Here is a 22,475-nt window from a genome sequence, read left to right on the forward strand (position 1 = left end):
ATCAGGCCGGGGGTGTGTCGCGATAAGGTGCTCCGCGATAGCGGAAAACCCCGGTTGCCGTCGCAAGCAGCGCGCCGGTCTCGTCACGCACCTCGCTTTCGGCAAAATATGTCTTGCGCCCGCCGCCGGTGACACGCGCCGTCGCAATCAGCCGTTCCCCCTGCGCTTGCCCCAGGTAGTTCACGGTCATCGAGAGGGTCAGCGCCATCTGGTGCAGGTTCGGATCGCCCGTGAAACATCCGGCAAAGCCCATCGCGGTGTCCAACAATGTCGCGTGCAGCCCACCATGAGGCAGCCCCTGACGATTGCGGATATTCGGGGAATTGGCGGTCTCGACCCGTGCCCAGCCTTCGCGCCAGCCGGTCATCTCGATTCCCAGATGGGTCGCTATCGCCGAAGGCGCTTCGAACAGGTGAGAATTGTCGTCGTTCATCGGTTGGTGATCTCCAGCCCCTGACGGGCGAATTGGGGCGTATCCGCGCCCGGTTGCAGTCCGTATTCAGGAGTCGACGCGGTCCTGTTCCGCGCGTCTCGTGCCCCCTGCACGATAGCGGCCATGCGGAAATGACAGAAGGCGCGCCAAAATTCAAACCTTTCGATACACGACCGTTTCCCGTGACGGCGATCTTCGTCAGGGGAAAGTTCGAGGAGGGCGAAGATGGCGAACTTGCGATGCACTGGGGCAGTGGCGGGGATGGTCGCCGGTCTCATTTCCATTGCGGGCCTTGACCTCGGCGGGCCAAGGCCGCATGAGCAGAGCAGGGAAAACGAGGTGCTGCCATGACATTCGACAGATCGCTCAAGATCGCCCCCTCCATTCTGAGTGCCGATTTCGCCAATTTCGGTCAGGAGATTCAGGCCGTCGAGGCGCAGGGGGCCGATTGGATTCACGTGGATGTCATGGACGGGCATTTTGTTCCCAACCTGACATTCGGCCCGCCGATGTGTGCCGCGATCCGCAAGCATATCAATACGGTCATGGACGTTCATCTGATGATCGCGCCGGTCGATCCTTATATCGACGCCTTTGCCGAGGCAGGGGCGGATGTGCTGACAGCGCATCTCGAGGCGGGACCGCATGTCCACCGGACCTTGCAGGCCATTCGCGGAGCGGGGTGCAAGGCCGGTCTGGCACTGAACCCCGGAACCGGGATCGAGGATGTCGATTACCTGCTCGATATGGTGGACCTGATTTGCGTGATGACCGTGAACCCCGGCTTTGGCGGACAGAAATTCATTCACAGCCAGATCGACAAGGTGCGCCGCCTGCGCGAGAAAATCGGCGATCGGCCCATCCATATCGAGATTGACGGTGGCATCACCCCCGAAACCGCCCCCTTGATGGTCGATGCCGGAGCCGATGTTCTGGTTGCCGGATCGGCGGTATTCAAGGGCGGCAGCGTCGATGACCCGGCCCCCTATGGTGAAAATATTCGCGCCATCCGGGCCGCCTGCGGAAGCTGACCGGAAACACGGCAAGTTTTCTCTGGCACCGGGGCGGACCGCGGGGCAGAGTCGGGTCATGGATTTACAGCAACGACTGACGGCGGAAATTGCTGCGCGGCGAGATGATCTGGTTGCGCTGACGCAGGATTTGATCCGCATTCCCACGCTCAACCCGCCGGGAGAGAACTATCGCGAGATTTGCGATTATCTGGATCGCCGCCTGTTGCGCGCCGGGTTTCATACCGAACTGATCCGCGCCAAAGGCGCTGTCGGGGACAGCGACAAACACCCGCGTTGGAACATCGTCGCGCGCCGCGAAGGGCAGGGCGCGGGCAAGTGCGTGCATTTCAACAGCCATATCGACGTGGTTGAGGTGGGCCATGGCTGGACGGTCGACCCCTTCGGCGGTGAGGTCAAAGAAGGCCGCGTTTACGGGCGGGGGGCCTGCGATATGAAAGGCGGGCTGGCGGCCAGTATCGTTGCGGCCGAGGCCTTTATTGCGGTTTGCCCGAATTATTCCGGCGCGATTGAAATCAGCGGCACGGCGGACGAGGAATCCGGCGGCTTTGGCGGTGTCGCCTATCTGGCCGAGAGGGGCTATTTCACGCCGGAACGAGTCCAGCATGTCATTATCCCCGAACCGCTGAACAAGGATCGCATTTGCCTCGGGCATCGCGGTGTCTGGTGGGCCGAGATCGAAACCAAGGGCGAAATCGCGCACGGCTCGATGCCGTTTCTGGGGGATTGCGCGGTGCGGCATATGGGGGCTGTCCTGCGCGAAATGGAAGACAGCCTGTTCCCGGCGCTTGCCCGGAAACGCACGGATATGCCCGTTGTGCCCGAAGGCGCACGGCAATCCACGCTGAACATCAATTCGATTCATGGCGGCGAGGCCGAACAGGATGCCGACTATACCGGCCTGCCAAGCCCCTGCGTGCCGGATCGCTGCCGCATGGTGATCGACCGGCGGTTTCTGATCGAAGAAGATATTGCCGACGTTCAGGCCGAAATTCGCGAGGTTCTGGAAACCGTGCGGCGTGGGCGGCCCGGTTTCGACTATGACATTCGCGAGTTGCACCGCGTCCTGCCCACGATGACCGAAAAAGACGCCCCGGTGGTCGGGGCGGTGGCGCGCGCTGTCCGGCAGGTGTTCGGGCGAGAGGCCGATTACGTGGTCAGCCCCGGCACCTATGATCAGAAGCATATCGACCGGATCGGTCGGTTGAAGAACTGTATCGCCTACGGGCCGGGCATTCTGGATCTGGCGCACAAGCCGGACGAATATGTCGGGATCGACGATATGATTCAGTCAGCGCAGGTCATGGCGCTGGCCTTGCTTGAGCTTCTGTCGCCTGAGGGCCACGCCTGATTTCGCTGTCCCCGACAGCCTCGTATACGGCGTTTGGGGCGCGCGCTGGTCGCCGCGTATTTCGGGAATGATGAAACCGGTGGCGTTCAGATTGCGATATTGTCGATCAGCCGGACCCCGGCCAGCCAGGCGGCGGCGAACAGGCGCGCGGGGCGGGAGGGGGTATCGAGCAGGCTGAGATCGTCATTGGCGCGGATTTCAAGGTAATCGACCTCGGTGAAGCCCGCATTTTCCAGCCGCGTGATGGCCGCGCGCTGCAATTCCCCGAAAGGTTGCCCGGCGGCGAGGCCCTCGGTGATCTTTTCCATTTCCTCGTGCAGGCGTGGCGCGGTGACGCGCGCGCGATCCGACAGCAGCAAATTGCGCGAGGACATGGCCAGCCCGTCCATTTCGCGGATCGTGGGGCAGCCATGTACGGTGATCGGAATGTCCAGATCTCCGGCCATGCGGCGCACCACCTGCAATTGCTGAAAGTCCTTTTCGCCGAAAAACGCATCTGTCGCCGCGCTTTGCAGGAACAGCTTGGTCACGACTGTTGAAACCCCGTCGAAATGGCCCGGACGGTGCGCACCCTCCATCACATCGGTCAGCCCGTCGACCGAAACCGTCGTGGAAAACCGATCAGGATACATCTGATCGGCATTGGGCACATACAGGCTGTCGACCGCGAAACGGGTGAGTTTGCGGGCGTCGTCCTCTTCGGTGCGGGGATAATTCTTGAGGTCGTCGGGATTGTTGAACTGCTTGGGATTCACGAAAATCGTGACGACCACCCGGTCGCAGGTCTTTTTCGCGGCTTCGACCAGCGACAAATGTCCGTCATGCAGCGCGCCCATCGTGGGAACGACGCCGATGGTCTCTCCGGCCCGAATCCAGGGCAGGGTTGTGGCGCGCATCTCGGCCAGAGTGCGCATGATGGGGGCAGGAGTGTTCATTTGCCGGGGGCCTTGTCTGCAAAGGTATGTTCGGAGGCGGGGAACTGGCGGGTGCGAACCTCGTCGGCATAGGCGGAAATCGCGGCTTTGCCGTCCTCGCCCAATGTGGCGTAGCGTTTGACGAACTTGGGTTTGAAGGCGGTGAACAGGCCCAGCATGTCATCGATCACAAGGATTTGACCGTCGCAGCCCGCCGAGGCGCCGATACCGATTGTGGGAATGTCGATTTCATCCGTGATCTGATCGGCCAGTGTGGCAGGGACTTTTTCCAGAACCACGCTGAACGCACCGGCGTCGGCAATGGCACGGGCGTCGGCGCGCAGGGCGTCGGCCTGATCGGCCCGGCCCTGGACCTTGTAGCCGCCAAGTGTGTTGATCGACTGCGGCGTCAGGCCGATATGGGCCATGACCGGGACACCGCGCGCGACGAGAAAGGCAATTGTTTCGGCCATGTGCCGTCCGCCTTCCAGCTTGACCGCTGCCGCGCCGGTTTCGCGCATGAGCCGGGCGGCGTTGGCAAAGGCCTGTTGCGGGCTTTCTTCGTAGCTGCCGAAGGGCATGTCTATGACCATCATCGTAGTGGTCAGCCCACGGGCCACCGCCTGCCCGTGCAGGATCATCATCTCCATGGTCACGCCAAGGGTCGAGGGCATGCCGTGCAACACCATCCCCACCGAGTCGCCAACGAGAGCGAAGTCGCAGATGCCGTCCATCATTTTTGCCATGGGGGTCGTATAGGCCGTCAAACTGACAATCGGCGTGCCGCCTTTCATCGCCCGGATATCGTCGGGCAGGGGGGCGGTTTTACGGGCGGTTGCGCTCATGATGTTGTCCAGGGTTCTGCTGCGTCGCAGCGCGGAATATCAAGTTTACAATCCAAAAGCCACTGTCGTGTTGATCGTATAGGTTGGACCTTTGTGGCTTCAGGGGCATCCGTCGCTGCCTTCACCGGCTCAGGCGACCCCGGCGCGCAGGGCGTCGTGGATATGGACGAGACCGCGCAACTGCCCTGTGTCGTCCACGGCGAAAAGCGCGCTGATCTTGTTGGCGTTCATCACGCCGAGAGCCTCGGACAGCAAGGCGTCGGGTGAAATGGTGCGCGGGCCGCGGGTGGCAACCTGGCCGGCGCTGTGGTCCATCAGATTTTCCAGATTGCGCCGCAAATCGCCGTCGGTGATGACACCGGTCAGGCGTCCGTCCTCGACAAGCGCGGCAACGCCGAATCCCTTGGCCGTCATTTCGAGCAGGGTATCGCCCATGGGCGTGTCTTCGGCCACGATTGGCAGGTCGGTGCCGGTATGCATGACCGAGGAAACCTTGAGCAGTTGCGCCCCAAGGGTGCCGCCGGGATGGAAGGCCAGGAAGTTTTCCCGCTCGAACCCGCGCAAGCGCATCAGGGCCACGGCCAGCGCATCGCCAAGCGCCATCGTGCAGGTGGTCGAGGTGGTGGGCGCCATGCCGATGGCGCAGGCCTCGGGCGCATCGGGCAGTTGCAGCAGGTGGTCGGCCTGCGTGGCCAGCGTGCTGCCGGATTTCTTGGTGATCGCGATCAGGGGAATCGAAAACCGGCGGGTATGGGCGATGATGTCGGCCAGTTCGCGGGTCTCGCCGGAGTTGGAAATCAGGATCACCGCGTCCTGTGCCGTGATCATACCTAGATCGCCATGGCTGGCCTCGCCGGGGTGCACATATTGCGCCGGGGTGCCGGTGCTGGCCATCGTGGCTGCGATCTTGGCGGCGACATGACCGGACTTGCCCATGCCCGACACGATGACGCGTCCCGATACCGTGAGCAGCAGAGAAACGACATCGTCAAAGGCCGGTGGCAGGTGGTCGTGCAGGATACCCAGGGCATCGCGTTCGATCATCAGGACATCGCGGGCGATTTCGGTAGGGCGGGGCGTTGTCGTCATGGTCCGGCTCCGGTTTGGTGGTTGCGGTCATAGCGCGGGCGCGCATCGAGGCCAAGCCCTGCCGCAAACGGGGGCTGGTGCATCCGGTGAGGCCGCTCTAACGTCGCGCTCATGACGGATGCGGACATTCTTGACAGCAGATACGCTTGGGTGCGGTTGGCTATTTCCCTGACGATAGCCACGATCGGCAATGTGGGGATGTGGGCCATCGTCGTTATCATGCCCGCAGTGCAGGCCGAGTTCGGCATTGCGCGCGCCGATGCAGCCTTTCCTTATACGATGACGATGGTGGGGTTTGCGGTTGGCAATCTGCTGATTGGGCGGATCGTAGACCGGTTCGGGATCACGGCGGCGCTTATTGCGGCGGCTCTGCTTATTTCGGGCAGCACTGCACTCGCTGCGCTCAGCCCTTCGGTTCTGGTGCTGTCCGTTCTCCAGTTGCTGATCGGCTTCGGCACATCGGCCAGTTTCGGGCCGCTGATCGCGGATGTATCCCTGTGGTTCCTGAAACGGCGGGGTATCGCCGTGGCAATCACGGCGAGTGGCAACTACCTGTCCGGGGCGATCTGGCCGGTCATTCTGGCCGGAGTATTGGCCGAGGAGGGCTGGCGCGCGGTCTATGTGGTGTTGGCGATCGTGACGGTTACGGCCATGCTGCCGTTGGCGTTGTTGCTTCGGCGGCGCGTGCCGCTTGGGGCGCGTGCCCATGCCGATCAGGTATCGGGACTCAGGGCGCAGGCCGCGGGATTTTCGCCGCGCATCCTGATGCTTTTGCTAGGGGTTGCCGGGATCGGTTGTTGCGTGGCGATGTCGATGCCTCAGGTGCATATCGTCAGCCTGTGTGTCGATCTGGGATTCGGCCCCGCAGTCGGCGGGCAGATGCTGTCGCTGATGCTGCTTGGCGGGGTCGTGTCGCGGTTGATTTCAGGGCTGGTGGCCGACCGTCTGGGCGGGGTGATGACCCTTTTGATCGGCTCGGGCCTGCAATGTCTGGCGTTATTCCTGTACCTGCCCGCAGGCGGGCTGGTGTCGCTTTATACCGTCAGCATGATCTTCGGTCTGTCGCAGGGCGGGATCGTGCCCAGCTATGCACTGGTCGTGCGGGAATACATGCCCAGCCAGGAGGCGGGGCAGCGCGTGGGGTTCGTTCTGATGATGACCATCCTCGGCATGGCGCTTGGCGGCTGGATGTCGGGCTGGATTTACGATGTGACGGGCAGCTATCAGATGGCGTTCATCAACGGGATTGTCTGGAACTTTCTGAACATCGCGATCATGGCGATGATCCTGATGCGGACACGACCACGCAAACCCCGCAATGTGGCAGTGGCCTGATCCTAACCTTCGTGGACAACCTTGATATGCTGCTCGCCACGCGCTTCGGCCAGGGAGATCTGTTTTTGCCGTTCGCGGAAACGGGCCTTGTCCTCGGGCGTCGTTTCGTGGGCGCACAGGTGGCATGACACGCCGTGTTCGTATTCGGGGCGTTTCATGTCCTCGGGCAGGATCGGGCGGCGGCAGGCAAAGCATAACTCATGCGGGCCTTCCTGCAGGCCGTGCCCCACCGACACGCGACCGTCAAAGACAAAGCATTCGCCCTTCCATGTGCTGTCTTCCTGTGGAACCTCTTCGAGGTATTTCAGGATGCCACCCTTGAGGTGGTAGACCTCATCCACCCCTTGCCCCAGAAGGTAGTTGGTGGATTTCTCGCACCGGATACCGCCGGTGCAGAACATGGCGATGCGCTTGTTGTGAAAGCGGTGCTTGTTTTCCTCCCACCAGGCGGGAAAGTCGCGGAATGAGTCCGTTTTGGGATCGACCGCGCCTTCGAACGTGCCGATGGCGACTTCGTAATCGTTGCGGGTGTCGATCACGGCCACATCCGGGCTGAGGATCAACTCGTTCCAGTCCTGCGGGTCAACATAATGCCCCACCCGCGCCAGCGGATCGACATCGGGCTGACCCATCGTCACGATTTCTTTCTTCAGGCGCACCTTGAGGCGGCGGAAGGGTTGATCGTCGCTGGTGCTTTCCTTCCACTCCAGATCGGCACAGCCGGGCAGGGCACGGATATGGGCAAGCACGGCGTCGATCCCGGCGCGGGGTCCGGCAATGGTGCCGTTGATCCCTTCATGCGCCAGCAGCAGCGATCCGGAAATCCCTTGCGCATCGCACAGATCGTACAGCGGCCCGCGCACTGCGGCGGGGTCGTCAAAGCGGGTGAAATGATAGAGGGCGGCAATCGTGTACATGACGCGGGATTTAAGCGGACATGGGCCTTTGGGCAAGTGGACAATATGGCGCCGTTGACGCAGTCTGGGAACAGCCCACCTTACGGGACAAGGAGGCCCGGAAACATGACCCAAGCCCTGATCGTGATCGACGTGCAAAATGATTTCTGCCCCGGCGGCGCCCTTGCGGTGGACGATGGCAATCAGATCGTCCCCGGTATCAATGCGCTGATGGAGGAGTTTGCGACTGTGGTCCTGACGCAGGATTGGCATCCGGCAGGGCATTCTTCGTTCGCATCCTCGCATCCGGGCATGGCGCCTTTCGAGATGACAGAGATGCCATACGGCCCCCAGGTTCTGTGGCCCGATCATTGCGTGCAAGGCACGATGGGGGCCGCGTTTCATTCCGATCTGAATACCAACCGGGCCGACATGATCGTGCGCAAGGGGTTTCGCCGCTCTATCGACAGCTACTCGGCGTTCTTCGAGAATGATCACAGGACACCCACGGGCTTGCATGGCTATCTGGAAGAACGCGGGATTTCCGAACTGACGATGGTCGGGCTGGCCACCGATTTCTGCGTGAATTTTTCGGCGGTCGATGCCGCGATACTGGGCTATGACGTGCTGGTTCGGGAAGGACTGTGCAAGGCGATCGACCTTGATGGATCGCTTGAGGCGGCGATGAACGGGATGAAGGATGTCGGCGTCAGGATCGCCTGAGCGATGTCCGGCCTTGTTCGCGAAATAGAAGCCTGTCGTCTTTGTGCCGAAAGCTTTTCCCGGACCGAAACGGCCCACGCGCCCCGGCCCGTTGTCTGGTTTCGCCCCGGTGCGCGTATCCTGATTGCGGGGCAGGCCCCCGGAATGCGGGTGCACAAATCGGGCAAGCCGTTCGATGACCCCTCGGGCGACAGGCTGCGCGACTGGCTGGGGATGAGCGTGGACGAGTTTTATGACATGTCACGCGTGGCGGTGGTGCCGATGGCGTTCTGCTTTCCGGGATATGACGCCAAGGGATCGGATCTACCACCGCCGAAAATCTGCGGCCGGACATGGCATGACAAGGTCATGCAGGAATTGAGCGAAGTGCGGCTGTCAGTGATCGTTGGCGGGTATTCGCAACGCTATCACATGGGCGTGCAAAGCGGTGTGACCGACACGGTAAAAGGCTGGCGGGACCATGCGCCGCGCCTCTTTCCCTTGCCTCATCCGTCGTGGCGCAATACCGCATGGCTGAGGCGCAACCCGTGGTTCGAGGAGGATCTTCTGCCGGTGTTGCGTGGCAAAGTGCGCGAGGTTCTGGATGACTGACACCACCGTTCTGGATGCCGCCCACAGGGCGATGGAGGCCGCACCCGAAGACGCACAGGCGCGGCTACGGTTTTACGAGACCCTGGCGGCGTCCGAGTTGTTCCTGTTGCTGGAGGAAGAGGCCAGCGGGGAAACCGTGACGCCAAGGGTGTTCGAGGTGGAAGGGCAGGGTTTTGTTCTGGTTTTCGACCGCGAGGAACGCCTGGCCGATTTCGCGGGTGGCGAGGCCCCTTATGCCGCGCTGTCGGGACGTGCCGTGGTGGGTATGCTCGCCCCTGAAAAGCTGGGTATGGGCGTGAACCTGCAAGTCGCGCCGTCGTCGATCTTGCTGCCGCCCGAGGCGATGAACTGGATGGCCGAAACGCTGGCGGGCGATCCTGCCGAGCTGGAGGCCAAAGCACAGGCCTTTCATGCCCCCACCGGATTGCCCGACAGCCTGCTTCAGGCTTTGGATATGCGGCTGGCCAGTGCGGTGGGACTGGCCGATCTGGCTTATCTCGTGGGCGTGACCTATGACAGCGGGGCAAGGGGCCACATGCTGGGGGTCGTGGATGCGGTGCCGGGGGCCGAGGGCGCTTTGGCGCGTGCGGTGTCCGATGTGCTGAGCTTTTCCGGGCTCGAGGCTGCGGCGCTGGATGTGGGGTTTTTCCAAGGGTCCGATCCGGTTGCGGCACGACTGGCGCGGGTGGGGTTGCGGTTCGATCTGCCGAAACCGGAAGCGGACGCCCATGTGCCGGGCGCCAATCCGGGGATGGACCCGAACCGGCCACCGCGTCTCAAGTAAGCGGAGAACCCTGACAGGCGATCGCGCCGATCAGTAGCCTAAATCGCGGTTCACAAGGTGCAGGAACGGCCTTCCGGCTTCGCCGCGCCGGATATTCTCGGCTATCACGCGCGATGCCGAAGCGGGCCGTGTTTCCGAGGCAATATGCGGGGTGACCGTGACTCGGGGATGGGCCCAATAGGGATGAGAGGCTGGCAATGGTTCTGTGCGAAACACGTCCAGCGTCGCATGTCCGATCTGTTCCGCGTCCAACGCCGCAAGCAACGCCTCATCGTCTATCAAAGGCCCGCGCCCCGGATTGATGATGACCGCCCCTTTGGGCATCTGGGACAGCGTTTCGGCATTCAGCACGTTTTCGGTGTCAGGCGTATGCGGCAAAAGCAGGATCAGGATTTGCGCCGTGGACAGGGCCTTTTGCAAGCCGGTCTCGCCTGACAGGCAGGTGATTCCGGAGACATCTTTTTGCGAGCGGCTCCAGCCGGTGACGGGAAAGCCCAGGTTGGCCAATGCCTCGCCGCAGGCTTGCCCCAGTGTTCCAAGCCCAAGGATGGTGACAGGACGATCACAGGCCAACGGTGGCACCTCTTTGCGCCACACCCCGTCCTGATTGAGAACATGCAGGTCGGTGTTCAGATGATGGCGCAGAGTGTGGCCGGTGACCCACTCGACCATGCCGCGTGTCAGGCCGTTGTCGACCATGCGCGCCAGCGGCTGAGTCAGGGTGGGATTGTCCACGATCCCTTCGACCCCCGCCCAAAGATTCAATACGGCCCTGGTGCGGGTGTAAGGCGTGAAATCCTGTAGGTCGCTATTTGGCGCATAGACAATGTAATCCACCTGCTCTGGGGCGATGTCGGTGGCAAGGTTCACGTCCAGGGCGGCCTCTGAAAACGCCCTTTTAAGAGGGGTTTCGTAGGTGGTCCATCGGTCGGGGCTGGCCGCGAACAATACATTGACGGGCATCGGTCTTACCTCGGTTTGTGAATATGGGCGCTCTGGATCAATCCAAAGCCGATCATCAGCACCAGCATGGCCGATCCGCCGTAGCTGACCAGGGGGAGCGGCACGCCGACGACAGGCGCCAGCCCCATGACCATCGACATGTTGACGGCGAAGAACAGGAAGAACGTGATCGCGATTCCCAGGGTCAGGAGCGAAGAAAACCGATCACGGTTGTTCAGCGCCGTGGCGATGCAGAACACGAGGATCAGCGTATACAGACCGAGCAGGGAGACACCACCGATGAAACCGAATTCTTCGGCCAGCGTGGTAAAGATGAAGTCGGTATGTTTTTCCGGCAGGAAGTTCAGCCGCGATTGCGTGCCTTGCATGAACCCACGCCCCGTCCATCCACCCGAACCGAGTGCGATCTTGGACTGGGTGATGTGATAGCCCGCCCCCAATGGATCGGAGGAAGGATCGAGAAACGTGTCGATCCTGCGATACTGGTAGTCGGCCAGCAATTGCCAATCTGTGCCACGGCTTTGAAAGACCGCCGTGACCAGTGAAATTCCAAGCGCGATGACGGCGGCGAAATAGGCCCAGTGAACCCCGGCGACAAACATCAACACCCCGCCCCCGGCAATCAAAAGGATCGAGGTGCCAAGATCGGGCTGGCGTAAAACCAACCCCACCGGCAGCAGGATCAGCCCGACCGGAAACAAGACCCACAGAGGACGTGACACGCGGCTCATCGGGAGCCAGTCATAGTAGGCCGCCAGCATCATGATCAGCGTGATCTTCATCAGTTCCGAAGGTTGCAGCCGCATGAAACCGAGGTCGATCCAACGCTGCGCCCCCATGCCGACGGTCCCGAAGAACTCGACCGCCAACAGCAAAAGCACCGATATCACATAGGCCAGTACGGCCATGTTGCGCCAGAACCAGATCGGGATCACCGCCACCATCAACATCATGGCAAAGCCGAGCGCATAGCGTTTCATCTGCGGTTCGGCCCAGGGCGTAAAGGACCCGCCCGCCACCGAATAGAGCATCAGAAACCCGACGCCCGCCACAGTGGTCAGCAAAATGGCGAGCGGCCAGTTCAGATACAGAATCTTGCGTAACCCGCTCGGTGTCGTTTTGACGGTGTACTCGAGATAGCTCATGCCCGATCGCTCCCGCTGCCATCCTGCGAGGGGCGGGCGCGGCGTAGCTGCTCTTGTTGCGTCTCGATACGGCCCCGGTCCTTGGCGGGATAGGCCGTCAGGGGCGGGTCTTCGCCATAAAGGGCCTGCAAGGTAATGTCGCGGGCGATGGGCGCGGCGGCTGTCGAGCCCCCGCCGCCGTGTTCGACGACGACTGCAACGGCCACCTTGGGCGCATCGAACGGGGCGAAATCCACGAACAGGGCGTGATCGCGTCTTTCCCAGGGCAGGTCGGAATTTCGGGTTACGCCACGCGCGCGTTCGGCCGCGGTGATATTGCGGACCTGACTGGTGCCGGTCTTGCCCGCCATGCGAAAGGCATCTTCGATGATGCGGCTGGAATAGGCCGTGCCGCGGCGATTGTTCGAGACAGCGAACATCGCCTTGCGGACCTCGCGCAGGATGTTCTCGTTCAGGCCAAGGTCTTCGCCACGGCCTGTGGGTTGTTCGACGCCGTCGATGGACTTGATCAGGCGCGGGGCAACCTGACGGTTGGTCGCCAGCCGTGCCGTCATCACGGCAAGCTGAAGCGGGGATGACAAAACAAACCCTTGTCCGATGGCCGCATTGACGCTGTCGCCGATCACCCAGTCATTGCCCTTGTTGATCAGCTTCCAGTCCTTGGTGGGGGCCAGCCCCGCCGCAACGGAGGTCATCGGCAGATCGTGCTGGACGCCCAGTCCCAGCCGCCGGGCCATGGCGCTGATCTTTTCGATGCCGGTGCGCAGTGCCAGTTCGTAGTAATAGACGTCGCAACTTTCACGCAAGGACCGGTGCAGGTCCACATTGCCATGACCGGCGCGTTTCCAGCAGTGGAACCGGCGCCCGCTGACTTCGAGGTGGCCGGGGCAATAGACGGTTTCGGCGGGATCGATCTGTCCGTCTTCCAGTGCAGCGAGGGCGGTGACCATCTTGAAAGTGGAGCCGGGGGGATAGATGCCCTGCACCGCCTTGTTCGGCAGGGGACGGTATTTGTTGTCGAGCAGCGCCTTGTATTCGGTCACGGAAATGCCGCGCACGAACAGGTTGGGATCGTAGCTGGGGGACGAGGTGCAGGCCAGCAGATCGCCTGTTTCGCAGTCGATCACCACGGCGGCGGCGCTTTCTTCGGCCATGCGGGCGTGGGTGTAGGATTGCAGGGCGTTGTCGATGGTGATCTGCAAATCGGAGCCTGCCTGGCCCTCCTGGCGATCCAGTTCGCGCATGATACGGCCCGAGGCGTTGACTTCGACCCGCTTGTTTCCTGCCTTGCCACGCAACAGGTTTTCGCGCTGTGCCTCCAGCCCGATCTTGCCGATCTGGAACCGGGGGATCAGAAGCAGTTGATCGGGGGCGTCAATCTGTTCCAGATCGCGATCACTGACCGGACCGACATAGCCGATGACATGCGCGTAATCGGTTCCCTGAGGATAGCGGCGGGACAGGCCGACTTCGGGGGTGATGCCCGGAAGGGCCGGGGTATTCACCGCAACCCGGCTGATATCGCCCCAACTGACCCTGTCGGCGACGGTTACGGGGGTGTCGCCACGCAATTCTCCCAGATCGCGGCGGGCGCGTTCCAGTTCATCGGGGTCCAGTTCGACCAGCCTGGCGAGACGGTTGATGACCTCGTCGATATCGCCGGCCTCTTCCCGAACCATGGTGATGCGGTAGCTGGGGACGTTTTCCGCGACAACGGCGCCGTTTCGGTCAAAGATACGGCCACGGGCCGGAGGGATCAGGCGGATCTTGATGCGGTTTTCTTCGGCCAGCAGGCGGAACTGGTCGGCCTGATCGACCTGCATGAAGCGCATCCGCAGTCCCAGCACGCCTACGAAAGCGGCCTGCGCACCGCCGAGAATCATGGCGCGCCGGGTGATCCGGCGAAGGCTTTCGGCGTTATCGCGGGGTGGGCGTCTCATGTTCGGCCTCCCAGTGCGTCGACATCGCCCGGAGCGATTTTGCGCACGCGCAGCACGGCCTGCGAAGCGAAGGCGACCAGCGGATAAACCACAAGCGTCGCCACCAGTTGCATCAGGCTCAGCCCGAGCGGCACCTGATCGACCAGCATGATGGTCAGAACGATCCGGTAGCCGATGGTCAGGGCAACCAGCGTTGTCGCTACATTCAACCATTCCATTGCAAAGGTCAGGTCGCGCAAACCTGCTTCACGGTTGCGCAGGGTTTGCGAACTGATCAGGACGAAGGCGGCCCACAGGCCGGGCGGACGCTGGAACAGAAGGTCGGCCAACAGGAACACACCGGCGATCAGCAGCGGCGGCACATAATCGGGGCGGCGCAGCACCCAGGCGAATGTCATGGCCAGCATCAGATCGGGCCCGGCCCAACCGCGCGGCAGGGTGTCGAGCGGTAGCAGATGCAAGAAAACCAGTGCCAGGCACAGCACCAGATAAAGAACACGCATGCTCCAGCGATTGGGGGATTTCCGCTCAGCCATCGCCTGCCTCGCCGATGGTGTTTTCGGGGGCCGGGCTTCCCGATGTGTCGGGCAGGATTTCCGGGGCGATCAGGCGTCCCGGTTGATCAATGGTTTCGTTGTTGTAGCTGCGCAGAACACGCAGGAATTCCAATCGTTCGTAATCGGCAGACAGGCGTACCCGCATGCGCCCGCCGGGATCCTGAGCCAGTTGCCCGACCAGAAGACCCGCAGGAAAAACATTGCCGTCGCCCGAGGTCATCACGCGATCTCCCGGCCGAATGGTTTCCGGGGCTTCGATGAAATCAACGATCGGCGCCGCCGTATTGTCGCCGATCAACAGCGCGCGCTGGCCCGAGGGCTGTATCGTTACCGGAATGCGGCTGGAGGTATCGGTCAGCAGGACGACACGCGCGGTATTGTTGCCGACACCTGAAATCCTCCCGACCAGTCCCAGCCCGTCCATGGCGGCCCAGCCATCGACGATCCCGTCCCGGCTGCCGACATTGATCAGCACCGATTGCCGGAAGGGCGAACCGCTGTCGGCCATGACCACACCGGTGACAAAGGTCAGGCGGGGATCGAGCTGCACGTTGTTCAGGTCAAGCAGGCGGGCGTTTTCCTGCTCCAGTTGCAGTGCGGCCTCTTTCCAGGCCTTCATCTGCTGCAGTTCGCGGCGAAGTTCCTGATTTTGCTGATAGATGCGTTGATAGCTTTGGAAATCACGCAGGATGTTCACGGTTGCCGTGACGGGCGCCATGGCCCAGTCGAAACTGGGAACCACCCGGTCCACCACCTGCGCGCGGAAGCGTTCGACCCGAGGGCTGTCGATGCGCCAGAGCAGAAACAGCCCAAGCAGGCACAGAAAGACGACGCCCAGCAACAATCGCTTGAGCGGGCCGGTAAAGTCTTCAGACTGTGCGCGGTCCTTTGCCAAGTTCGCCCCCTTTGCAGCAAAGGGTGGGTGTTTCAGCTGTCGTAGTCAATCGCGTGGCGCAGCTGTTTTTCGAACTCCAGCGCCTTGCCGGTGCCAAGCGCGACACAGTTCAGGCTGTCATCGGCAATTGAAACGGCCAGTCCGGTCTGCTCGCGCAGGGCGAGATCCAGATCGCCCAGCAACGCGCCGCCGCCGGTCAGCATCACGCCGCGGTCGACAATGTCGGCCGCCAGATCGGGCGGCGTGGCTTCGAGCGCGGTCATAACGGCCTCGCAAATCTGCTGTACCGGCTCGGCGAGGGCTTCGGCGACCTGAGCCTGGCTGATCTCGGTTTCCTTCGGGACCCCGTTCAGCAAATCGCGGCCACGGATCTGCATCGAGCTGCCGCGCCCGTCATCGGGCATGCGAGCGGTGCCAATCGAGGTCTTGATGCGCTCGGCGGTCGATTCACCGACCAGCAGGTTCTGCTGACGGCGCAGGTAGCTGATGATCGCTTCGTCCATGCGGTCGCCGCCCACCCGGACCGAACGGGCATAGACGATATCGCCCAGGGACAGAACGGCCACTTCGGTTGTCCCTCCGCCGATATCCACGACCATCGAACCGGTGGGATCGGTGATCGGCATACCCGCCCCAATCGCCGCGGCGATGGGCTCGGCAATCAATCCCGCGCGGCGGGCGCCAGCGGACAACACCGATTGACGGATGGCGCGTTTTTCCACCGGGGTTGCGCCATGAGGGACGCAGACGATGATCTTGGGCTTGGAGAATGTCGAGCGTTTGTGCACCTTGCGGATGAAGTGCTTGATCATGGCCTCGGCGGTGTCGAAGTCCGCGATCACGCCTTCGCGCATCGGGCGGATCGCCTCGATGCTGCCGGGGGTGCGGCCCAGCATCAGCTTGGCGTCTTCGCCGACCGCGAGAACCTTTTTCTGGCCGTCCTTGACATGATACGCCACGACCGAAGGCTCCGACAGAATGATGCCTCGCCCCTTCACGTAGACCAGCGTGTTCGCGGTTCCCAGGTCGATCGCCATGTCAGAAGAAAACAGACCAGGGATATTTTGGAAGATTGGCATTGGCGCTCGATTCCTGTCGTCGAATAGATGTACAGGCCCGCGACTCGCTAGTCGGGGCCGGATGTCCTTATAGTGCGGTGCAGCAAGCGGTTAAAGGGCCACTTTCCGAGGTTGAGCGTCAAATTGCCGGGAAGGGAAATGGTGCTGCTGGGGAGGATTGAACTCCCGACCTCACCCTTACCAAGGGTGCGCTCTACCACTGAGCTACAGCAGCACATCGTGGCGCGCTGATTAGACGCTTCTGTCCGACGGTGCAAGCGTAATCTGGACGCTTTTTTGCACCTGCTGTAGAGAAGGGACCATGAAAGAAAAACAGCCCGGCAAAAAGCCCGACAAAAAGGCCGCAGACCGCGAGGACCGTCTGAAAGCGGCCTTGAAGGCCAATCTGGCACGCCGTAAGGCGCAGCAGCGCGGCCGTGGGCCGGATAATTCGGCAAGCCCCTCCGAGGACAAGGACTAGAGCAGTATGGATTCGATTATCGTTGCGGGCAATGGCCCCTTGAATGGCCAGATCCCGATTGCGGGGGCCAAGAACGCCTGCCTGACCCTGATGCCGGCCACATTGCTGAGTGACGAGCCGTTGACCTTGACCAATGCGCCGCGGCTGAGCGACATCAAGACCATGTCGGCGCTGCTGCAATCTCTGGGGGCCGAGGTGTCGCAATTGCAGGACGGTCAGGTGTTGGCCATGTCCAGCCACGCATTGAACAGTCACGTTGCCGACTACGAGATCGTGCGCAAGATGCGTGCCTCGATTCTCGTGCTCGGGCCCTTGCTGGCGCGTGACGGGCATGCCGTTGTTTCGTTGCCGGGCGGATGCGCCATCGGGGCGCGGCCCGTCGATCTGCACTTGCGCGCGCTCGAGGCCATGGGCGCGGAACTCGAACTGAAGGACGGTTATGTCCATGCCAAGGCACCGGGTGGCTTGAAGGGTGGGACTGTGGACTTTCCGTTGGTGTCGGTCGGCGCGACCGAAAACGCACTGATGGCGGCCACGCTGGCCAAGGGGACGACGGTGCTGAAAAATGCCGCGCGCGAGCCCGAGATCGTCGATCTGGCCGATTGCCTGCGCCGCATGGGCGCGCAGATCGACGGTGACGGGACGGATACCATCACCATCCAGGGTGTCGACCGGTTGGGCGGGGCGACTCATCCTGTGGTGACGGACCGGATCGAGTTGGGCACCTACATGCTGGCGCCGGCAATCTGCGGTGGCGAGGTGGAATGCCTTGGCGGGCGCATCGACCTCGTCGGCGCGTTCTGCGAAAAACTGGACGAAGCAGGAATCGAGGTTTCCGAGACCGAAAAGGGCCTGAAAGTCGCGCGTCGCAATGGCCGCATCAAAGCCGTGGACGTCACGACCGAGCCGTTTCCGGGGTTCCCGACCGATTTGCAGGCGCAGATGATGGCCTTGATGTGTACCGCCGAAGGTGTCAGCGTTCTCGAAGAGAAAATCTTTGAAAACCGTTTCATGCATGCGCCGGAGCTGATGCGTATGGGGGCGCAGATCGACGTTCATGGCGGAACGGCCACCGTGACGGGGGTGGAACGGTTGAAGGGCGCGCCGGTAATGGCCACGGACCTGCGGGCCAGCGTATCGTTGATTTTGGCCGGTCTGGCTGCCGAAGGAGAAACGATTGTGAACCGCGTATATCATCTTGATCGTGGCTATGAGCGGGTCGAGGAAAAGCTCGGGAACCTCGGGGCACGGATAGAACGGGTGTCAGGACAGTGACGGACGATGCAACATTTGAAGAGGGGCGCGAGGCGCCGGTAAACCTCGGGGCGATGGACCCCGAGGATTTGCAGGTGATCTCGTCGCTTGTGCAGGACGCAGTCTTTCCGATCACGGAGATGACGTGGCGTTCTGGAGAGGGGCGTTTTGCCTTACTTCTCAACCGCTTCCGGTGGGAGGATCAGGGGCAGTCCCGTCATGCCCCCGAGCGTGTGCAATCCGTTCTGGCCGTCGACAACGTGTTGCGCGTTGCCAGCCAGGGTATCGACCGCTCCGACAAGGCGACGATTCTGTCGCTGCTGTCCATCGAGTTCCAACCGGGCGAGGAAGGGACGGGATACCTGTTGCTGACCCTGGCGGGCGACGGGGCCTTGCGCCTTGAGGTCGAGGCGCTGGAAGTCACGCTGAAAGACGTGACGCGTCCGTATCGGGCGCCTTCGGGTAAGACACCGGAACACGGGGATTGAGGTATCGGCCACCGGGCGTACATCTCGGGGCCGATGCCGGATATCAGACCAGTGACAGGGTGCGTCCGCACGCCATGACCGTCGCAGCTTCCCCGTCGCGCGGGGCACAACGCCTTCCACACTCTGCATTCTCCGTAGATAGGTCATGCTGAAAAGAATCTTGCCGCAAGGCTCGTGGCTTGTGCCGCGTTTCGGTTCGTTTTAAGGGTTTGCCCTGCAAGGAGAGGTGAAATGCCCGTCTATCTGAACGCGACCGACACCGGTTTCGAGACTGAGTTTACCGCCCTTCTGGGGGCGAAACGCGAAGAGTCTGCCGATGTGGACGATGCGGTTGCCGCGATCATCGCCGATGTTCGCGCGCGGGGCGATGCGGCGGTGATCGAATTGACGGCCAGGTTCGACCGGCTGGATTTGACCCCCGAAACGCTGCGCTTTTCCCGCGAAGAGGTGGATGCGTTGATCGCGGAGGTTCCTGCGCATGAGCGCGAGGCTCTGCAGATCGCTGCGGATCGCATTCGTGCCTATCACGAACGCCAACTGCCCGAGGATGTCAGTTGGACCGACGAGGCTGGTGCAACACTGGGATGGCGTTGGACGCCGGTCAGTGCGGCGGGACTCTATGTGCCGGGGGGGCTGGCCTCGTACCCGTCATCGGTTCTGATGAATGCGATCCCGGCCAAGGTTGCAGGTGTCAAGCGGCTGGCCATTACCGTGCCAACCCCTGATGGTCAGGCCAATCCACTGGTTTTGCTGGCCGCGCGCCTTTCTGGCGTAGACGAGATTTACCGCGTGGGCGGTGCGCAGGCGATTGCCGCCCTGGCCTATGGGACAGAAACCATCGCGCCGGTGGACAAGATCACCGGGCCGGGGAATGCCTTTGTCGCGGCGGCCAAGCGGCGTGTGTTCGGGCGTGTGGGCATCGACATGATTGCCGGGCCGTCGGAGATCCTCGTGATTGCGGACCGGGACAACAATCCAGACTGGATCGCGCTTGATATGCTCAGCCAGGCGGAACACGACGAAAGCGCGCAATCCATCCTGATTACCGACGATCCGGCCATGGCCAAGGCCGTCGAGGCCGCGATCGACCGGCATCTTCAAACGCTTGAGCGGCGCAAGATCGCCGGGGCCAGTTGGCGCGATTTCGGGGCCATCATCACGGTGCCGGATATGGATACTGCCGCCGAATTGTCGAACAGGATCGCGCCGGAGCACCTTGAACTATGCGTCAATGATGCGGAGGCTCTGGCCGAAAAGATCACTCATGCGGGCGCGATCTTCCTCGGGGCGTGGACGCCGGAGGCTATCGGCGATTACGTCGGCGGGCCCAATCACGTATTGCCCACGGCGCGTTCGGCGCGCTTCTCGTCGGGTTTGAGCGTGATGGATTTCGTCAAACGCACCACGATGGCCCGCATGACACCGGCGGCGCTGCGCGCGATTGGACCGGCTGCGGAAACGCTGGCCACTTCCGAAAGCCTCGAGGCGCATGGCCTGTCGGTGACGGCCCGCCTTAACCATTTGAACGAGCAATGAAAATGTCGCGTATCTGCCATATCGAGTTGGACGACGCCAACCTGCCCCCGCCAACCCCCGAGATCGAACAGGAGCGCAAGGTCGCCATGTTCGACCTGATCGAGGAAAATTCGTTTGCCCTGCCAAAACGCGATGATCGGGTGGTGCCGGACGGGCCTTATCGTGTTGGCCTGTCGATCCGGGACAAGCGGCTGGTCTTCGATATCCGCACGGAGGATGAAAACCCGGCGGCGGAGTTCCATCTGTCGCTGTCGCCCTTCCGGCAGGTGGTCAAGGATTACTGGCAGATTTGCGAAAGCTATTTCGACGCGGTCAAGAACATGCCGCCCGCCCAGATCGAGACCATCGACATGGCGCGGCGGGGGATTCACAACGAAGGCGCGCGTATTCTGGAAGAGCGGCTGGACGGCAAGGCCGAGGTCGACAACGATACCGCACGGCGCCTGTTCACGCTGATCTGCGTGCTGCATTTCGGGGGCTGATGGCGGTGGCCTGTGAGCTTCCCCAATCGGTCTTGTTTTGCTGCGATCATAATGCAGTGCGCTCGCCGATGGCCGAAGGTCTCATGAAAAAGTTTTATGGAACAGATGTTTACGTCCAGTCGGCGGGTGTCAAAAGCGACATGGAAATCGACGGGTTTTCCATTGCGGTCTGCGATGAGGTCGGGGTGGAACTGGCCCGGCATCGTACACGCAGTTTCGACGAGATGGAGCAATGGGGCGATGACCTGTCGTCGTTCGATCTGATTGTCGCGCTCAGCCCGGCCAGCCAGCGCAGGGCGCTGGAACTGACGCGGGTGTTTCATCTGGATGTCATCTATTGGCCGATCATGGACCCTTCAGGCCTTGGTGAGACACGGGAGGCCAAGCTGGACGCCTACCGGCAGACCCGCGATCAGATCATTTCCCACCTCAAGGAGAGGTGGGGCGAGCCGAGGGAAATGCAATGAATTCAACGGTCAAAGCCTATTTCGATGCGTTCAACAGGGGGGACGTGGCGGCGATGCTGGCCTGTCTGAGCGATGATGTGGCGCATCATGTGAACGAGGGGCAGGTTCGCACCGGGAAGGATGCCTTCCGGGCCTTTTGCGAGCATATGAATCGCTGCTACCGCGAAGAGCTGACCGATATGGTGATCTTCGACGCCGAAGGCGGGGCGCGCGCGGCGGCGGAATATGTGGTGAACGGGACGTATCTGGAAACCGATGAAGGCTTGCCCGAAGCGAACGGGCAAACCTACCGCTTGCCTGCCGGATCGTTTTTTTCGTTGAAAAACGGGCAGATAACGCGGGTCGTCACCTATTATAACCTGGCTGACTGGATGCGACAGGTCAAAGGATGATCCGGGTCGAGCGGCTGACGGGCGAGGAACTGGCCAAGGCGCTGGACGATGTGGCGCGGCTGCGGATCGAGGTGTTTCGGGCCTGGCCCTATCTATATGATGGGGATGAGGCCTATGAGAGACACTATCTACAGACTTATCGTGACAGCGAGAACGCCATTCTGGTGGCTGCCTTTGACGGGACGCGTCTGGTCGGGGCTTCGACGGGGACGCCTATGGAGGATCATGCCGAGGATTTCGCGGCGGCGTTTGATGGGCAAGGCATTGATTTGAAATACATTTTTTATTGCGCGGAAAGTGTCTTGCTGCCCGGATACCGGGGGCGGGGGATCGGGCATGCGTTTTTCGATGCGCGCGAGGCCCATGCGCGGGCGATGGGGCGGCGGTATGTGGCCTTTTGCGGGGTGATGCGCCCGGCGGATCATCCTTTGAAACCCGAGCAATATCAACCACTTGATCCATTCTGGCGCAAGCGTGGGTATGCGCCGGTGAACGGTGCGGTCGCGCAGTTTCGCTGGAAGGACATAGACCAGCCACAGGAAACGGAGCATCCGCTGCAATTCTGGATGCGGGCGCTCTGAGCGGCGAATCGGACTCAAGTCATTGGTTAACAAGGAAAAACCGTGTTCGGTATTGCATCGGTATCACGTCGGTGTCGCGTCGGTATCGGATCGGTAAATTCGCCGGGTTAACAGGGCGCGCGGCGAAATTCGTACAAAACCAACCCCTGTTTCGTACAAACCTGCTGTCACGCCCCGAAAGCATCAGACAGGTCGCGGACTGACCGGGAAATGGCGGGAATGCGACAGGTCTGGCGGGCAAAGG

Annotated in this window: 25 protein-coding genes and 1 tRNA gene; 14 read left to right on the forward strand and 12 right to left on the reverse strand. The window is 61.8% G+C overall.

What is annotated here, in order from left to right; translation table 11 throughout:
* Window position 1: 1 nt before the first annotated feature.
* On the reverse strand, window positions 2-433 hold the full coding sequence (locus KPG71_RS03390; RefSeq protein ID WP_216336742.1) for a PaaI family thioesterase: 432 nt from the start codon (window positions 431-433) through the stop codon (window positions 2-4).
* Window positions 434-780: 347 nt separating this feature from the next.
* On the opposite strand from KPG71_RS03390, the gene rpe reads away from it, so the two are divergent.
* The gene (gene rpe / locus KPG71_RS03395; RefSeq protein WP_216336743.1) at window positions 781-1,464 is read left to right on the forward strand and encodes a ribulose-phosphate 3-epimerase; all 684 of its coding nucleotides are present in this window, start codon (window positions 781-783) and stop codon (window positions 1,462-1,464) included.
* A gap of 58 nt (window positions 1,465-1,522) precedes the next feature.
* Window positions 1,523-2,815, forward strand: coding sequence for an acetylornithine deacetylase/succinyl-diaminopimelate desuccinylase family protein (locus KPG71_RS03400; protein ID WP_216336744.1), 1,293 nt, complete (start codon window positions 1,523-1,525; stop codon window positions 2,813-2,815).
* An 86-nt stretch (window positions 2,816-2,901) separates the two neighbouring features.
* On the opposite strand, the gene panC is transcribed toward KPG71_RS03400, so the two are convergent.
* The 3 genes from panC to KPG71_RS03415 form a co-directional block, all read right to left on the reverse strand.
* Window positions 2,902-3,750 (reverse strand): pantoate--beta-alanine ligase, encoded by an 849-nt coding sequence (panC, locus tag KPG71_RS03405; protein ID WP_216336745.1) that lies wholly within the window; start codon window positions 3,748-3,750, stop codon window positions 2,902-2,904.
* Window positions 3,747-4,574 carry a 3-methyl-2-oxobutanoate hydroxymethyltransferase gene (gene panB / locus KPG71_RS03410; RefSeq protein ID WP_216336746.1) on the reverse strand — a complete coding sequence of 276 codons (828 nt, stop codon included), beginning with the start codon at window positions 4,572-4,574 and terminating at the stop codon, window positions 3,747-3,749. Before panB ends, panC begins: the two co-directional genes overlap by 4 nt.
* Window positions 4,575-4,703: 129 nt before the next feature.
* Window positions 4,704-5,663 carry an SIS domain-containing protein gene (locus KPG71_RS03415; protein ID WP_216336747.1) on the reverse strand — a complete coding sequence of 320 codons (960 nt, stop codon included), beginning with the start codon at window positions 5,661-5,663 and terminating at the stop codon, window positions 4,704-4,706.
* Window positions 5,664-5,774: 111 nt separating this feature from the next.
* Here KPG71_RS03415 and KPG71_RS03420 point away from each other — a divergent pair, with 111 nt between their 5' ends.
* Window positions 5,775-6,998, forward strand: a complete 1,224-nt coding sequence (locus KPG71_RS03420; protein ID WP_216336748.1) for an MFS transporter — start codon at window positions 5,775-5,777, stop codon at window positions 6,996-6,998.
* A 2-nt stretch (window positions 6,999-7,000) separates the two neighbouring features.
* Here the strand turns inward: KPG71_RS03420 and KPG71_RS03425 are convergent, their stop codons facing one another.
* Entirely contained in the window at window positions 7,001-7,915 is a 915-nt protein-coding gene (locus tag KPG71_RS03425) for a rhodanese-related sulfurtransferase (RefSeq protein ID WP_216336749.1), read from the reverse strand.
* Between the two features lie 105 nt (window positions 7,916-8,020).
* Here KPG71_RS03425 and pncA point away from each other — a divergent pair, with 105 nt between their 5' ends.
* From pncA to KPG71_RS03440, 3 genes are read left to right on the forward strand one after another with little or no spacing between them, the layout of a single operon-like run.
* Window positions 8,021-8,617, forward strand: a complete 597-nt coding sequence (gene pncA, locus KPG71_RS03430; protein WP_216336750.1) for a bifunctional nicotinamidase/pyrazinamidase — start codon at window positions 8,021-8,023, stop codon at window positions 8,615-8,617.
* A gap of 3 nt (window positions 8,618-8,620) precedes the next feature.
* Window positions 8,621-9,208, forward strand: a complete 588-nt coding sequence (locus tag KPG71_RS03435) for a uracil-DNA glycosylase family protein (protein WP_216336751.1) — start codon at window positions 8,621-8,623, stop codon at window positions 9,206-9,208.
* Window positions 9,201-9,992 carry an SseB family protein gene (locus KPG71_RS03440; protein WP_216336752.1) on the forward strand — a complete coding sequence of 264 codons (792 nt, stop codon included), beginning with the start codon at window positions 9,201-9,203 and terminating at the stop codon, window positions 9,990-9,992. The genes KPG71_RS03435 and KPG71_RS03440 overlap by 8 nt, the downstream gene beginning before the upstream one ends.
* A 30-nt stretch (window positions 9,993-10,022) precedes the next feature.
* Here the strand turns inward: KPG71_RS03440 and KPG71_RS03445 are convergent, their stop codons facing one another.
* The 7 genes from KPG71_RS03445 to KPG71_RS03475 all read right to left on the reverse strand — a co-directional run bounded on the left by KPG71_RS03445 (window position 10,023) and on the right by KPG71_RS03475 (window position 16,785).
* The gene (locus KPG71_RS03445; RefSeq protein ID WP_216336753.1) at window positions 10,023-10,955 is read right to left on the reverse strand and encodes a glyoxylate/hydroxypyruvate reductase A; all 933 of its coding nucleotides are present in this window, start codon (window positions 10,953-10,955) and stop codon (window positions 10,023-10,025) included.
* Window positions 10,956-10,960: 5 nt separating this feature from the next.
* Window positions 10,961-12,100 carry a rod shape-determining protein RodA gene (rodA, locus tag KPG71_RS03450; protein WP_216336754.1) on the reverse strand — a complete coding sequence of 380 codons (1,140 nt, stop codon included), beginning with the start codon at window positions 12,098-12,100 and terminating at the stop codon, window positions 10,961-10,963.
* Window positions 12,097-14,040: a penicillin-binding protein 2 gene (gene mrdA / locus KPG71_RS03455; protein ID WP_216336755.1), complete on the reverse strand. Its 1,944-nt coding sequence runs from the start codon at window positions 14,038-14,040 to the stop codon at window positions 12,097-12,099. The genes rodA and mrdA overlap by 4 nt, the downstream gene beginning before the upstream one ends.
* Window positions 14,037-14,543 (reverse strand): rod shape-determining protein MreD, encoded by a 507-nt coding sequence (locus KPG71_RS03460; protein WP_253196077.1) that lies wholly within the window; start codon window positions 14,541-14,543, stop codon window positions 14,037-14,039. The genes mrdA and KPG71_RS03460 overlap by 4 nt, the downstream gene beginning before the upstream one ends.
* Before the next feature lie 25 nt (window positions 14,544-14,568).
* Entirely contained in the window at window positions 14,569-15,492 is a 924-nt protein-coding gene (gene mreC, locus KPG71_RS03465) for a rod shape-determining protein MreC (RefSeq protein ID WP_216336757.1), read from the reverse strand.
* A gap of 32 nt (window positions 15,493-15,524) precedes the next feature.
* Window positions 15,525-16,571: a rod shape-determining protein gene (locus KPG71_RS03470; RefSeq protein WP_216336758.1), complete on the reverse strand. Its 1,047-nt coding sequence runs from the start codon at window positions 16,569-16,571 to the stop codon at window positions 15,525-15,527.
* Between the two features lie 139 nt (window positions 16,572-16,710).
* Window positions 16,711-16,785 (reverse strand) — tRNA-Thr (locus KPG71_RS03475).
* Between the two features lie 87 nt (window positions 16,786-16,872).
* On the opposite strand from KPG71_RS03475, the gene KPG71_RS03480 reads away from it, so the two are divergent.
* From KPG71_RS03480 to KPG71_RS03515, 8 genes are all read left to right on the forward strand, one after another.
* Window positions 16,873-17,031 carry a hypothetical protein gene (locus tag KPG71_RS03480; RefSeq protein WP_216336759.1) on the forward strand — a complete coding sequence of 53 codons (159 nt, stop codon included), beginning with the start codon at window positions 16,873-16,875 and terminating at the stop codon, window positions 17,029-17,031.
* A gap of 6 nt (window positions 17,032-17,037) precedes the next feature.
* Entirely contained in the window at window positions 17,038-18,306 is a 1,269-nt protein-coding gene (murA, locus tag KPG71_RS03485; RefSeq protein ID WP_216336760.1) for a UDP-N-acetylglucosamine 1-carboxyvinyltransferase, read from the forward strand.
* Window positions 18,303-18,773: a DUF2948 family protein gene (locus KPG71_RS03490; RefSeq protein WP_367397302.1), complete on the forward strand. Its 471-nt coding sequence runs from the start codon at window positions 18,303-18,305 to the stop codon at window positions 18,771-18,773. The genes murA and KPG71_RS03490 overlap by 4 nt, the downstream gene beginning before the upstream one ends.
* Before the next feature lie 231 nt (window positions 18,774-19,004).
* Complete coding sequence (gene hisD, locus KPG71_RS03495) at window positions 19,005-20,309, forward strand: histidinol dehydrogenase (protein ID WP_216336761.1); 1,305 nt, start codon at window positions 19,005-19,007, stop codon at window positions 20,307-20,309.
* 2 nt (window positions 20,310-20,311) lie between these two features.
* On the forward strand, window positions 20,312-20,791 hold the full coding sequence (locus KPG71_RS03500) for a UPF0262 family protein (protein WP_216337193.1): 480 nt from the start codon (window positions 20,312-20,314) through the stop codon (window positions 20,789-20,791).
* Window positions 20,791-21,258 (forward strand): low molecular weight phosphatase family protein, encoded by a 468-nt coding sequence (locus tag KPG71_RS03505; RefSeq protein WP_216336762.1) that lies wholly within the window; start codon window positions 20,791-20,793, stop codon window positions 21,256-21,258. Before KPG71_RS03500 ends, KPG71_RS03505 begins: the two co-directional genes overlap by 1 nt.
* Entirely contained in the window at window positions 21,255-21,650 is a 396-nt protein-coding gene (locus KPG71_RS03510; RefSeq protein ID WP_216336763.1) for a ketosteroid isomerase-related protein, read from the forward strand. The genes KPG71_RS03505 and KPG71_RS03510 overlap by 4 nt, the downstream gene beginning before the upstream one ends.
* Window positions 21,647-22,231, forward strand: coding sequence for a GNAT family N-acetyltransferase (locus tag KPG71_RS03515; protein ID WP_216336764.1), 585 nt, complete (start codon window positions 21,647-21,649; stop codon window positions 22,229-22,231). The genes KPG71_RS03510 and KPG71_RS03515 overlap by 4 nt, the downstream gene beginning before the upstream one ends.
* Window positions 22,232-22,475 lie beyond the last annotated feature (244 nt).

Source organism: Roseovarius sp. PS-C2 (genome assembly GCF_018862045.1).
Taxonomy (GTDB): domain Bacteria; phylum Pseudomonadota; class Alphaproteobacteria; order Rhodobacterales; family Rhodobacteraceae; genus Roseovarius.